Here is a 14335-nt window from a genome sequence, read left to right on the forward strand (position 1 = left end):
ATTAAGTTTTTGATGGGCTAAGCATCGGGAATAATCGGTGAAATCTATATAAACAAAGAAGGCGCAATAAACTTATTGCGCCTTCTTTTTCTATCGCTGGTTTTCTTATTGGCCAATGGATTTACGCATATGCACCATCGCTTCTTCGGCATGCTTGGTGGCGACATCGGCATGGTCTTTCTTGGCGTGGTCTATGGCTTGTTTCAAGTGATCAATTGCTTCTGTCATATGTTTATGAGCTTCGGCATGTTCTTTTTCCGCAGCTTCGGCATGTTTCAACCCTTCTTCCGCATGCTTGAGCAGTTGATCGGCGTGACCATCCTGCCCATGGGCTGTAGCCATGCCTGCATGTTCCAGCGCTTGTGCTGTATGATGCTCGGCCGCATTAGATTGGGCACTAAGGCCAAGTGCGAAAGCACCAATTAAAACAGTAATATACTTTAATTTCATAATAGCAGTTCCTTTTTCGTTGAGATTTAGAATTATTATTACCGCCTCACTTGATTAAAGAATTGAAGCGTTTCAATGTATAACACACATTACAGATGCGGCACAATAAGAAAAAATACGTATCGGACCGATGCAATTAACGCGCGCGATCTGACCATTAAATTTCAACAAATTGCGAAATAAACCAATATTTATTACTGTGTGCTCGGCATGCGCTGTGGTTTAATCAAAAAAATAAGTCGTACTATCAATCAAAACTCAATCAGGAGAAAAGATGTTAAAGAAATGTTGTGCAGTGTTGATATTAACGGCAATTTTTTGGGGAACGCAAGCTCATGCCGACGGCAAGGCCGCCATTGCCAGTGCACATCCTTTAGCGACTGAAGCCGGTTTTGAAATTCTTAACAAAGGCGGCAATGTGTTCGATGCGGCGGTCGCGGTCAGTGCCGCGCTGGCTGTGGTCGAGCCATCCGGGTCGGGGCTGGGCGGTGGCGGTTTCTGGCTGCTGCACAGAGCCAGTGACGGCTTTGAAACGATGATCGACGGACGCGAAAAAGCGCCGCTGGCCGCCCATCGTGATATGTTCCTCGACAAAAATGGCAAAGTGGTGCCGCGCTTATCGGTCGATGGCGCGCTGGCCGCGGCCATACCCGGCATGCCGGCGGCGCTGGTGCATCTATCGAAAACATACGGACGCCTGCCGCTGGCGCAAAGCCTGGCGCCGGCAATCCGCTATGCACGCGACGGGGTTGCCATCGGGGAGATACACCGCAAGCTGCTCAAGTTCAGGATTGATATGATGAAGAAAGACCCGGAAACGGCGCGGCAGTTTCTCGATCACGGCAATGTGCCGGAATACAAATCGATACTGCGCCAGCCGGATTTGGCCAACACTCTGATGCAATTGGCCGACGACGGCCGAGATGGTTTTTATGACGGCGATGTGGCCGAAAAGCTTGTGGCCAGCGTCAGAAAGGCCGGCGGTATCTGGACATTGCAGGACTTGGCGGATTATCAGGTGATCGAGCGAGAGCCTGTTCGAGGCTGGTATCGCGGTATAAAAATCACCAGCGCGGCACCACCTTCTGCGGGTGGTATCGTCTTGATCGAGGCATTGAATATTCTCTCCGGCTATGATTTAAAACATGCGGATGACATAACGCGCAAGCATTTGATAGCCGAAGCCATGCGCCGCGCCTACCATGACCGGTCCTTGTATCTGGGCGATGCTGATTTTGTCGATGTGCCGGTCCGACGTTTACTGAATGAGGATTACGCGGCCGGATTAAGAAGCAGCCTGCGCCCGGATAAGGCGTTACCAAGCACGATGCTGTCCGGCGACATACAGGATGCGTCGGATGGGCCGCATACGACGCATTTTTCCATCATCGATGCCGAGGGCAACCGCGTCGCGGCTACGCTCAGCATTAATTTTCCATTCGGCGCCGGTCTGGTTGCGGCCGGCACCGGTGTGGTGCTGAACGATGAAATGGACGATTTCGTCAGTCTGCCGGGCGCAAAGAATGTTTACGGTCTGGTCGGTGGTCTGGCTAATGCCATAGCGCCCGCCAAGCGCATGCTGTCCAGCATGACGCCTGTGTTCCTGGAGGATGATAAGCGCATCGCCGTGCTGGGCACGCCAGGCGGCAGCCGCATTATCTCGATGGTCTTGCTGGGCGTTCTGGATTTTGCCGACGGCAACGGCCCGGATTCATGGGTTCGCGTGCCGCGCTTTCATCATCAGTTTATTCCTGATGTGATTCAGTATGAAAAAGAAGCCCTGACTGCTGACGATATCAGCAGTTTGTCGGCTCGAGGTCATCAGTTGAAGGAGGCGCGTTACCGCTACGGCAATATGCAGGCGGTGATGCGGGATAAAACCACGAGCACGTTGACGGCGGCCAGCGACCCGCGCGGAGAAGGACGCGCCAGTGTTTACAGTTGGAGGTAACAAGCATGTTGAATAAGAACACCGTCGATATCCGGCAAGGGCTTATTTCGACAGAAGAGCGATATTACCAGCGCTACCGTTCTCTATTGGACGAGGCCGAGCAGGCGCACGCCGATAGAATAAGAAATCCTGTATTGCATCGGCGCTATGTTGAAGTGCATGGGCGCACAAGGCTGTTGTTGGCCGACTATCTGCATGAAAGCCCGGCAACCATCCGGATAGGCAAAGGCGAGCACGGCAAGCCTTATCTGATCGATTATCCGCAATTGGCATTCAATCTGTCCCATTCAGGCCCGTATCTGGTCATGGCGTTGGGTTGGGATTGCCAATTGGGCATCGATATCGAACTCTGTAAGGAAAGAGCCAGTTTGGCCGAGCTGGTTCACAAATGTCTGGCCGATGAAGAGGCTGCATACTGGTATGCATTGCCCGAAGCCATGAAGACGCGCGAGTTTTACCGTTTCTGGACCCGTAAGGAAGCGTTTGTCAAGGCGACAGGGCGGGGGCTGGGGCAGGGCTTGAATCGGTGCGTCATCAATCCTGAGCATCCGGCGGAATTTTTAAGAATTCCTGAGGAGTGCGGTCCCGCTTCCGAGTGGTGTTTGCGTGATCTTGACTTGGGGCAGGATCGCTGCGCTGCTCTGGTAGCGAAAAACAGGGATCTGGCCCATATCAGAGTCAGTAATCTGGCAATATAAATCACATCAAAAGTTGTGTTTACCGCAGGCGGTTCCCGCTAACCGCATCATAAATGGCCGTTTCCTGCTTAAGGTCGCCTACAGGGCCGTGCAGGATGAAAATGCCGCTGCCTGAAAAAGCTTGTACCAGTTTGCGCGCCTGCTTGATGGCGGGGCGGGTGCTGGCATTGGCGCTGGTCGATATGATAGGGCCGCCGTAGCGGTCACATAATCTGCGGGCAATCGGATGATCCGTGATTCTGACTGCCAGCGAATCATGAGCGCCGGTCAACCAGGCTGGCACCCAGGACTGGGCCGGAATTACCCAAGTGACAGGGCCGGGCCAAGTCGGCATGACACGCTCGATCATCGCTTGATTCAAGATAAGGTAGGGCCGCAGCTGCTGTAATGAGGACGCGATAAGGATCAGGCCTTTATCTACAGGGCGCTGTTTGATGTCGAGTAAAGACATGACCGCGTTTTCATTGAGCGGATCGCAGCCCAAACCGTAAACCGCTTCCGTCGGGTAGGCGATGACTTCTCCGGCTTTGAGGTGGCGGACGGCGTTTCTTATCTTAAAGTGGGAATAATAAGCCATAAGCGTTAAAAAGCTGCGCCATAGCGAGGGCGCAGCGGGTCTTTGAATCAGAAACCTTCCTTAGGGCCTTCGGCATCGGCAGGATCGCCTTCGTAAGGCGTGACGTATTTGCAGTCTTTTTGCGGACAGACTTTTTCCGCGCCGTGCCTTTTCGTGACTTTGACAGTCAGAACCGGCCAGTTGCATTCAGGGCAGCTTTCCGCGATCGGCGCGTTCCATAAGGCATAATCGCATTTCGGGTATTCCGAGCAGGAATAAAATACCTTGTTGCTTTTGGATTTGCGTTTGAGAATATTGCCTTTTTTGCATTTCGGACATTCAACGCCCGTATCCAAAGGCTTTTCCAAAGGCTCGATATAACGGCATTTGGGATAGCCGCTGCAGCCGATGAATTTGCCATAGCGGCCCGATTTGATCACCAGCGGCAAACTGCACTTGGGACAGGTGCGCCCTTCTATGATTTCAGGCTCGTCAGGTGTACTGTCGTCATTCAGATTGCGCGTATAGGAGCAGGCCGGATAGTTCGTGCATCCGATAAACCGGCCGTTCCGGCCCAGCCGGATCGACAGGGCGCTGCCGCATTCAGGGCATTTTTCGTCGATGGCCTCCTGCGTCACATCTTTGCGCTGGACGCTCTCTTCTTTCTCATGAATCAGCGTGCTGAAAGGGTCCCAGAAGGCGTGCATCAACGGAATCCAATCTTTTTCACCACGCGACACGGCGTCGAGATCGTCTTCCAGATTGGCCGTAAAGTCGTAGTCGACGTACTTCGTGAAATGCTCGGTCAGGAATTTGTTGACGATACGGCCGACGTCGGTCGGATAGAAGCGCTTGTTTTCCAGCGTGACATATTCGCGGTTCTGTAGCGTCGAAATGATCGAGGCATAGGTCGACGGCCGGCCGATGCCGTGTTCTTCCAGTGCTTTGACCAGGCTGGCTTCACCGTAGCGCGGCGGCGGCTCGGTAAAGTGTTGCGAGGTGACGATATCGTTCAGCGGCACGGGTCTGCCTTCTTCCAACGGCGGCAGATAGCTTTCCTGATCGTCGCCTTCCGTTGTATCGTCTATACCCTCCAGATAAACGGACATGAAGCCAGGCGTGGCGATCGTCGAGCCTGTTGCCCTGAAAACATGCTGGCCGTCGCCGCAGCTCAAATCGACCGCGACCATGTTGATCGTTGCGTGAATCATCTGGCAGGCAATGGTGCGTTTCCAGATCAGGTCGTAGAGCTTGTACTGCTCATCGCTCAGATACTTCTTGATAGCATTGGGCAGATGGCGCGCGGAAGTCGGGCGTATGGCTTCGTGCGCTTCCTGCGCATTCTTCGATTTGGTTTTGAACTGACGCGGTTCCTTGGGCACATTACTGGCGCCGTAATTCTCCGCGATCAGTTCGCGGATTTCATCGACCGCTTCCAGCGACAGGTTAACCGAGTCGGTACGCATGTAGGTGATCAGACCGGCCGTTTCGCCGCCGATATCAATGCCTTCATAGAGCTGCTGCGCGACCATCATGGTGCGTTTGGTCGTGAAACCCAGTTTGCGCGCCGCTTCCTGTTGCAGCGTCGAGGTGATGAAGGGCGGCGCCGGGTTGCGTTTGCGTTGTTTCTTTTCCAGCTTGGTAACGATCAGCTGGCCATCCGCCGCATCGAGCAACGCCTGTTTGGTCTTTTCCGCCTGCGCTTCGTTATCGATGCTGAACTGGCTCAGCTTCTCGCCGGCGAAATGCGTCAGCTTGGCCTTGAAGGCTTGCTCTTGCGCAGTCAGGAGGGCATCAACGGTCCAGTATTCGCGCGATTTGAAGGCTTCGATTTCCTGCTCGCGTTCGACGATCATGCGCAAGGCCGGGCTTTGTACGCGGCCTGCCGATAAGCCGCGGCGGATTTTCTTCCACAATAGCGGTGACAGTTTAAAACCGACCAGATAATCGAGCGCGCGGCGGGCCTGCTGGGCATTGATCAGGTTGATGGACAGCTGTTCGGGATGGGCGATGGCGTCCGTAACGGCCCTTTTGGTGATTTCATGAAAGACAACGCGGTGTACCGGCTTGTCTTTCAGCAGTTTTTTTTCTTTCAGCAGTTCATACAGATGCCAGGAGATGGCTTCTCCTTCCCGGTCCGGGTCGGTCGCAAGATATAAAGTATCGGCGGTTTTGAGCGCTTTACTGATGGTCTGGACATGGCGTTGATTGCGCTCGATGAGCTCGTATTTCATGGCGAAGTCGTGGCTGGGATCAACGGCGCCTTCTTTGGGGACGAGGTCGCGCACGTGTCCATACGAGGCTAGAACTTGGAAATCTTTACCTAAATATTTTTCTATGGTTTTGGCTTTTGCAGGCGATTCTACAATGACAAGATTCTTACTCATTTAATAATAATGCGAGCGGGTGAGTGTTAGTGTAAATAAGTCGGAACGAGGTCATAAACGATGTCCTCCATTCTGGAGAAAGCAAGTTCTTCATCCGGTTGACTTAACAATATCATCAACACTATCCATTTCAGTTTTTCCAGCGATATTTCCTCATTTTCCAATGCCATGGCACGATCAATGACAATTTCACGATTGGTCGAATTCAGAATGCCGCTATGTTCCAGAAACATGAGCAGATTGCGGCATTCAAGATCCAGTTTTTCTTGTTCCCGGCTGCAGAAAATGCGGAAGGCGGGCGATGTGGCCGATTGAATAGGACGCTGAAGACTGAGCGATTCAAGCCAGTCGAACGCTTTATTAACCTCGACTTGTTCGAAGCCTGCTTCCATCAATTCGGTTCTGATGATATCGCTGTCGGGAAGTATTTCGATTTCATCTTCCATGTAATTCTCAAATAAGTACATCAGGACATCAAAAATATTTTCTTTCATAGGTATGGTCTGTGCTGTTTATTTTATGCGTGTATAGCAACCACCAGCAGTCGCTTCTATGTATCCTTGCAGTTCCAAAACCAGTAGCATTGATGAAATAACTTCCACGGATTGCCCGGTATTTTCAACCAGCATATCGATAGAAGTTGGGCTGAACATGACGAGATTCAATAATGTTTGCTGCTCCAGGTCAAGTGTTGTTTGCACGGGTAGCGGTACTGAATTGTCATCCTGTTGATTATATTGATGTAATTCTTCCATGATGTCCTGTGTGGTTTCGACAAGTTTTGCCCCTTCACGAATCAGCGCATTGCAGCCCCGGGCCAGTGGATTGTGTATGGATCCCGGAATTGCAAATACTTCACGGTTCTGTTCCAGGGCCATCCGGGCTGTAATCAATGAACCGCTTTGTTTGGCCGCTTCAACGACCAGCAATCCCTGGCACAACCCGCTGATGATGCGGTTACGTCGCGGAAAATGATTAGCTTTGGCCGTCGTGCCCGGCGGGAATTCCGAAACGATGGCGCCGGTATTGACGATTTCAGTGGCCAGGTCTTTGTGCCTGGCAGGATAGACTCGATCCAGCCCTGTGCCTGCTACCGCGATAGTATATCCGTGCGCATCGAGTGCGCCGCGGTGGCTGGCCGCATCAATGCCTAAAGCCAGGCCGCTGGTAATGACAAAGCCATGCTGGCTCAGCGTTCTGGCAAAGTCTCTGGCTGTCTCCATGCCTGAAGCGGATGGATTGCGGCTGCCGACCATGGCAATTTGCGGCCATGCCAAGAGTTCGGGGTTGCCGCGTACAAACAGGACGGGTGGCGGATCGGCTATTTCCTTTAACTGAGCAGGGTAATTAGCATCATGCAGTGTGATAGCGTGATTATTTTCCTGTTCCAGCCAGGCCAGATCATAGTCGATAGTCGACCAGTCCGGATTCCTTATGGACCCGATGATAGCGCCTGTTAACTGTAAGATCGCGAGGCTTGACGCCGATTCTGCAAACAGCTGCTCAGGCGTATGGCTTTTGAGTATCTTGAGAAATGTTCTGCAACCGAATCCTGGCGTGCGCAAAAGCGCAAGCCAGTATTTGATGTCGTTGTCAGTTTGGTGAGTAAGAATATTCAGGGGGTTTGAACTTTATCTAGAACATGAATGTTTCGTGAGGCTTTCATGACCAAGGCATAACTGATGCGCTCAAAAGGACGAAAAACCATGAGCGAGCCGGCCAGTTCATCGGGCAGTTTAACGGCATCGTTTTGAATGGCGCTGAACGGATCATGAGCAATTCTGCCATTTTGATAGATATCCAGTTCATGGCCGGGCAAAAGTCCGTCAGCTGTGCCTTTGTCAATAACCACGACATTATAGCGCCCGATTTGGGAAACGCCATCAAGTACGCTGATAATGCTGCCTTTTATGCTTTCTTCAGGCGGGCGGGGGAAATAGGTTAGAGTCAGCTCCTCTTCAGGCGCGGACATTACTCGGTCACCCATGCGAATCTCACTAGCCATTTTGGCAATGGATAAGGTCGCAGGATCGCCTTCCTGCTGCAGGGTCGCGTCGGCAATATATTTGGCTTCATAGCCTAAAAGCTCTCCGGTTTCAGGGCTGACATAAGGCTCTCCCTTTCTATAAACGGTATATGACAGCGTTTCCGGCTGAGGTATCGAGCGTACATAAAGCCTGTCGCCGGTGCCTGCCAATAAGTGCTCGCCGGCAAAGTCAACGACGTAAGGCGCCTCAGTAATTTCTTTTTCACTGACAACCCGGGGCGAGCTTAAAAATGGGGCTATGACATCAGTCGGTATCAATTTGATCGCCTGTTCCTGGTCGGTTTCTCGTACACAAGGGGCTAGTTTTCCGCTTTCTGAGGCGGCTAAATATGTGCGTCCGTTTTTAACGTCCTGTTCCTTCAGAACGCATGGCGATTGTTGCCGGGTTCCTGAGTAGGCTGGCCTGGACAAACTCAGCTGGGGTCTGCCGTTGACCATGGAGAAATAAATTGTATCACCAGGATAAATCAAATGAGGATTCTGGATTTGGGAATTGTAGCTCCACAACTCGGGCCATTGCCAAGGATGTGTTAAAAATTTGCCGGATATATCCCATAAGGTATCTCCCTTGACGACGGTGTATTGGTCAGGATGAGACGGGTTTATCTGTATCTCGTCAGCCCATGCGTTTAGGCTGAAAGAGAGAGCGACTATACATCCAATAAGTGTTCGAAAAGCCATATTTGATTCCTGAAGAGTCTTTTTTAAGTCTGTCTGAATTCAAAGTGTAGATGAATTCATATGGAAATCTACCCAAAGCATAAGTTATTGATTTTTTATAGAGAATGGTCAGCTTTAGGGAGCGCCCGATAAAAGTGTGGCGCTTCCCGGGAACAGCCGGCATCTGTCATAAGGATAGACTGGTTTTGATGACTGTGAAGGGCGGCTTGAATATAAGCTTGAGTTATCAGTCCTCTGTCATTATTTATATTGTTCAAGGTTATACCCCGTCGTCAGGATGAATCATGTAAAGGGTCATTTCGTTATGCTGTACTGCTAAAAAGCCAGTTTCGCAGGGTTGTTCAAACCGGTTTCCCGCGTTTTGAAAGAAGAGCCAAGAAATGTCCCTATAAAACCAGATATTTAAGCTAGCAATGCTTCAACTTCCTCGGTCGGCTGATAACGCCCCGATTCGAAAGACCAGTCCAGATTGCCGCGCATCCAGGCACGCATGACGGTTATGAATTTTTCAATGTCGCGGTCTAGATCGGTACCGAAGCTGGGCACGGACTTTTCCAAAGTGATGAATTGGCGGACTTGGCTTTCAATAAGCTTCGCTACCTGGTCAATCGCTGACTGCAAACTGATTAGCTGATGGTGATGGAAGATCAAAGCCAGATTGTGCATGTCTTGATGGTTGAACTCTTTTTGCAGCGAAATAATGTCATTGGACCAGCAGACGACATTATTGGTGATTACAGCAAGTTGCTGAATGTGGGGATGCTTTCGGATCTCCAGGGGCAGTGCGATACCCTCGGTCAGTTCTATTAAATCAATATCCGTGTAAAGTCCTCCTGTATAAGGACGCATCAGGATATAAGTCGGGGAATCAGGCCAGACGCCTAGAAACCGGTTTTTCGCTTCCCAGACGGTAGATTCGAAATATTCCGCAGCACTTTGCACAAAGCGCGTCATCCATGGAAGCGGCATTAAGGACTGGATGCGCGTACGGATGTCATAGAGTGCATGAACCAGCGCAACGTCTTCACTGCCGGCCGTGCTGCCGGAAAGGATTTCCAGGCATCTGGCGTGCAAGGCCGCGAGTTGTTCCGGAAATTTGCCAAGACCCCATTCGTCGCATTGATCATCAAGTATGAATAGCCAGGTATTCCAGTCTGAAACAATTTCAAGTCGATCCAGAGGCGCATCCGGATAGGCTCGCGCAGCCAGCCACCCGAATTTGGATGCTCGCAGACGGTTAAAAGCCTTTTCGTTTGTGACGAGATTAAGTTGTTGCACCCAGTCAAGAGTATGTTGGTTTATTTTTTCTGCATGTGGGCTGATTGCGGACGGAAAAGGACAATAAATACTGGGAATGGTGAGTTTTTGCATAGTTAAATATCCATAATATGACTAATCTGTTTCAAGAGGTGGTCAGCAAAAATATAAAGTCTCATGCTGGTGGATAGCGTTTTCAACTATGAGCATGGTCAGGTCGCGCTTTTGCTATAGAGGAATTACAGTTTTTTTGGGGACGACTAATATAGAATCCTTGAATCATGTCCACACCCATATCCCTAAGTAGTTCAAGAGTTGCTTCTTCTTCAACCCCTTCACCGACAATCGTCTTGCCGTAGGCGTGTATCATTAAAATAATGGCCCGGACAAAGTTACGATCTTCCTGGTTGGTGACGATATCTTTTATCAGAGACTGGTCAAGTTTCACATATTTCACGGGTAGATGTTTCAAGTAATACAAAGAACTGAAACCAGCGCCAAAATCGTCGACCGCGAATTGAAACCCCAATGATGTTACCTTGTTGGTGATTTGCCTGGCCTTTTCCATATCGGCGATCACGGCGGTTTCAGTGATTTCGAAAACCAGGCGGTCAGATACCAAATGTTGGTCCTTAACAGCCTGTGCAAGGACATCTGTCCAGTCCGAATGACTTAACGCAGCGGTCGAGAGATTGACGAAAAGGCGCTTTCTCGGATCGGCTAGCAGTATTTTCAGGGCAGCCTGCACTACATAGCAGTCAATATCGTAATTAAATCCGGCGCGTTCCGCGGACGGGAGGAATTCGCCGGGCAAGGCGATTCTTCCATCTGGCATTCTCAATCGCAGCAGCGCTTCATTAAACAGCGTTTTTCCCGTTATTGCGTCAACCATCGGTTGGAAATGGAAAAACAGATGTTCCTTTGCGATGGCATGGATGAGAATATCTTTCCAATAGACATTTTGCGTTAGCATTTGCAATTGCTTTTGATCGTCTGCAAAAATACGGGCACAAGAGCGTCCGGCCTTTTTGGCCTCATACATCGCTATATCGGCATTAGCCATGACTTCCTGGATGTTGGCGCCGTGTTGAGGCAAAAAGGCAATGCCGATACTGGCGCCTATTCTGTATCGTTTGTCGCCGAAAACGAATGGCGTGCTCGTAAGGCGTTCGTTTAAATCATTTGCAAAAATTTCGGCGCCGTAACCATCGGTTTGCGGCATCAGCATGGCAAATTCGTCTCCGCCCAAGCGTGCGATGATGTCGGAGCTCCTGGCCCGGGCGCGCAATTCATCGGCAACCATGCGCAGCAATGCGTCGCCTGCCGCATGGCCACTGGTGTCATTGACTTCCTTGAAATGATCCAGATCGAAAACCAGAAGAGCAGCAGAGCCACCGGTGCGCGTGACTTTGTCGTAAGCGTGCGTCAGATCTTCGATAAAGCGATGGCGATTGGCTAAAGAGGTTAACGAGTCATGATTGGCCAGCCAGCGCATCTGCGTCTCCGCGTGTACCCGCTCGGTAACGTCCATGCCTACTGAAAGAACCACGGTGTCATCGATGTATTCCTGGTGCAGGAGGGTATGAACCCAGACTATCTGGCGCCGTTTCTTGTCCTTGCAGGCTAATTCATGCTCATGCTCCATCTGTTGCAACCTATGGCTGCAGAGGGCTTCCAGCTTTCCGAGCACTTCGGGTTTTGCATTATCATCGGCGATTAAATCAATAAAGCGTTGACCCTGCAGTTGCTGAGGAGTGTAACCGGTAAGCATAGCCGCAAAATTGTTTCCGGCTCGGATGATGCCATGACGAGTCTGGGTCAAGACCAGAACTTGCGCTGAGTCCAGAAGGCCTTGGATAAAGTCGCGCTCTTTTGCAAGTTCGCTGTTTTTCGCAGCTAAAGTAAGACTGTTTTCTTCAAGCTGATGGGATAGCGTAATTGCGCTGTCATATAAAAAATCAATTTCATCACGAAACCGGGCTTTTTTTCGATGGTTGGAAAAACGGTCCCGAGCTTGATCATAGGCGCCCTCAGCGAGAAGAGGCAAGGTCCGGGTTAATTGCCCAAGGCGCCACAAAGGCACTCTTATCAGATAGAGCAGAATCAACTCTGCAGCTAAAAGACTGCCTAAAGCCATCAGCATGTCGTCATGAAGAGCGTTTTTAATATCATTCAGACGTTGACTCACATCAGAGATCAGGACGATGAAACCGGGTTGATCGGGTATGATTTCATTCAAGAGGACTCGATTGACGTCATAGTGCGCATTATCCCATTTGAGCAAATGCCCTTGGTCAAGCTCTGAAGGGTTGGGGTAGAGATCAGAAAGATGTTGCAACAAGGCTGTGAGTTTGGCCGCATCAGTCAAGGCGGCTACTTTTACCCCCCATTGGGACTGCTCAGATCCCGCATTTGCGTTGGTCGGAACTGCTAAAGCGATATCCGCTCCGGTAATCAGGCGGAAGTCGATAATGAAGTCCGCAATTGATTGACCGAGAGCCACTACCCCTACATTTTTGCCTGAAGACAGAATCGGTACGAATGCATAGATCAGGCAAGTGGGTTGGCAATATAAGAGCGATAAAGGCCTTTCTTCATCCTTGACCGTCTTGATTGCACGTCGAATGAACTCTTCGGGCAACTTTCCCGCGCCTGATTGGGTCCAACTGCCCACACGATTTGCATCGATAGTGTAAAGTTCGATCTGGCGTAAATCGAGCTCGTATCTGAGGCTGGCGTAGTCGGTAACCGCCGCGGCAATTTTATCGGGATTGCGCCGATAAAGGGCATCTCCCAGATTGGCTACCGAAGCCAGAGCTCCCCCGAGGCGAATGAGCCGGTCCGATGTGCCGGTGAACAGTCCCCGGATATGATGGCGCAGGGCGGTCACCTCGGCCTGGCGCTGGGCACGGAATTGTGAGGTCAGGGAGTAATAGTTAAGGGCGTAAAATGCCGTGCTCAGGCTGAGCAGAAGAATGCTCAGCCAGAGAAAGCTTTTCCACTGCAGGCCGATGAACCGTCGCTTGCTTGTTCCAGATTTTGTTCCGCGCATGGTCATGATGTATCGCCTGATCTTCCCTATTAAAAACGATAGGAAACCATCATGGTCAATAAATCCCAACGTTCAGGACCATTTCTCTGCATCAAGTCCGGATTGTCTACTGGTGATAGTAACGCTGTGCCCCAAACCGTATGATATTCTGTCGCCATAAGCCAATTACGTTGAAATTCCCAGCGAAGGCCGACGGTAACATCACGGGTATAGAAATTATGCTTGGGTAAGCCGGTTATTTCCGCGTTACGCCTGCCGCCCCTATCGTTAACATCGGCTGTAAAATTCTCAAAGCGCAGAAGGGCCGACCAATTGGACTTAAAGCGGTACTGAGCCTGAACATAGAAGCTTTCGGAAGTGTTCTCCAATATGGCGCCACCCGGGGTAAAGCCTTGGCGTTTAGTGGTAATTCGCCCATATTCCCCGGTAAAGCTCCAGGCTTCCAGGTTCAACTGCGCTGAAGCGAGCGGATAAAAGGTTTTGGTATTTCCTGATGATACATCAGGCGTGCTGGACTTGAAGTCCCGGTCAAGATCGACAGCACTGAACATCAGGCGGAAGCGTCCTTCCTGCCATTCATAGCCCATGCGGCCTATAAACATAGGGCGACCTTCCAATTTTCCGGGGATGCCTGCCAGGAATTCGGCCGCGCCTCCGGTATTGTCCTGCGGCTCGGCAATCAGAAACTCAGTGGTTAAAGCATGATCTCCAACACCGTAACGTCCGTATAAAATACCACCGTCAGAAGATATCATAGCTTGGCGCAAGGCCAATGAATCAAAGTAAACCGACTGCGGCAAAAGCACGGCGGGACGGGTCCAGACTACATCCCGCGCCTCGTTGTATAAACCGAACGGATTCTTGACGCGGCCTAATCGAATGCCTGCGGTTGCCCGATCTCCTACGGACAGGTGGTAGTCGAGGTTGGCGAAATCCAGACGAAAGCCCTCACGGTCTGAACCTCCGGTATTTCGGTAAAGCCCTTGCGCCGCAAGCAGGAGGTTGGGTTGAATATGTCCTGATAAATTGACCCCGATCTCAGTAAAGTCAAGACTTCCGTCACCTCGACTATTGCCGAAGAAGTTGTAGTCGGAAGTCAGCGTATAGCCTTGGCTCACAAAACCGTGAGCCTGCCAATCATCGATACCAAGATCCAATGCAGTCGTATATTGCGGATATGCAAACAATACTATAAAAACGCCAATTAAGGCTTCGCGGCAACGCAAGGCTGAGCTTTGAATGTACAAGTATAGGCT

Annotated in this window: 11 protein-coding genes; 2 read left to right on the forward strand and 9 right to left on the reverse strand. The window is 50.8% G+C overall.

Annotation, left to right across the window (positions count from 1 at the left end; translation table 11 throughout):
- Positions 1–105: 105 nt before the first annotated feature.
- On the reverse strand, positions 106–450 hold the full coding sequence (smbP, locus tag METLU_RS0122215; protein WP_027160112.1) for a small metal-binding protein SmbP: 345 nt from the start codon (positions 448–450) through the stop codon (positions 106–108).
- Positions 451–724: 274 nt separating this feature from the next.
- Between smbP and ggt the strand changes: the two genes are divergently transcribed.
- Complete coding sequence (ggt, locus tag METLU_RS0122220) at positions 725–2401, forward strand: gamma-glutamyltransferase (RefSeq protein ID WP_027160113.1); 1677 nt, start codon at positions 725–727, stop codon at positions 2399–2401.
- A 5-nt stretch (positions 2402–2406) separates the two neighbouring features.
- Positions 2407–3099 (forward strand): 4'-phosphopantetheinyl transferase family protein, encoded by a 693-nt coding sequence (locus METLU_RS0122225; protein WP_036243417.1) that lies wholly within the window; start codon positions 2407–2409, stop codon positions 3097–3099.
- Positions 3100–3118: 19 nt separating this feature from the next.
- Here METLU_RS0122225 and METLU_RS0122230 read toward each other — a convergent pair whose 3' ends face one another.
- The 8 genes from METLU_RS0122230 to METLU_RS0122265 form a co-directional block, all read right to left on the reverse strand.
- On the reverse strand, positions 3119–3676 hold the full coding sequence (locus METLU_RS0122230) for an L-threonylcarbamoyladenylate synthase (RefSeq protein WP_051300137.1): 558 nt from the start codon (positions 3674–3676) through the stop codon (positions 3119–3121).
- Positions 3677–3723: 47 nt separating this feature from the next.
- Positions 3724–6042 carry a type I DNA topoisomerase gene (gene topA, locus METLU_RS0122235; protein ID WP_027160116.1) on the reverse strand — a complete coding sequence of 773 codons (2319 nt, stop codon included), beginning with the start codon at positions 6040–6042 and terminating at the stop codon, positions 3724–3726.
- A 26-nt stretch (positions 6043–6068) separates the two neighbouring features.
- A complete protein-coding gene (locus tag METLU_RS0122240) occupies positions 6069–6536 on the reverse strand; it encodes a DUF494 family protein (RefSeq protein ID WP_027160117.1) in 468 nt (155 codons plus the stop codon).
- Positions 6537–6554: 18 nt separating this feature from the next.
- Positions 6555–7607, reverse strand: a complete 1053-nt coding sequence (gene dprA, locus METLU_RS0122245) for a DNA-processing protein DprA (RefSeq protein ID WP_027160118.1) — start codon at positions 7605–7607, stop codon at positions 6555–6557.
- A 50-nt stretch (positions 7608–7657) separates the two neighbouring features.
- Complete coding sequence (locus tag METLU_RS0122250; RefSeq protein WP_027160119.1) at positions 7658–8770, reverse strand: LysM peptidoglycan-binding domain-containing protein; 1113 nt, start codon at positions 8768–8770, stop codon at positions 7658–7660.
- A 402-nt stretch (positions 8771–9172) separates the two neighbouring features.
- Positions 9173–10141 carry a terpene synthase family protein gene (locus METLU_RS0122255; RefSeq protein ID WP_027160120.1) on the reverse strand — a complete coding sequence of 323 codons (969 nt, stop codon included), beginning with the start codon at positions 10139–10141 and terminating at the stop codon, positions 9173–9175.
- Positions 10142–10223: 82 nt separating this feature from the next.
- Positions 10224–13085, reverse strand: coding sequence for a bifunctional diguanylate cyclase/phosphodiesterase (locus METLU_RS26270; RefSeq protein WP_051300139.1), 2862 nt, complete (start codon positions 13083–13085; stop codon positions 10224–10226).
- 23 nt (positions 13086–13108) lie between these two features.
- Positions 13109–14326 carry a hypothetical protein gene (locus METLU_RS0122265; RefSeq protein ID WP_051300141.1) on the reverse strand — a complete coding sequence of 406 codons (1218 nt, stop codon included), beginning with the start codon at positions 14324–14326 and terminating at the stop codon, positions 13109–13111.
- Positions 14327–14335: the final 9 nt, after the last annotated feature.

Source organism: Methylobacter luteus IMV-B-3098 (assembly GCF_000427625.1).
Classification (GTDB): Bacteria; Pseudomonadota; Gammaproteobacteria; order Methylococcales; family Methylomonadaceae; genus Methylobacter; species Methylobacter luteus.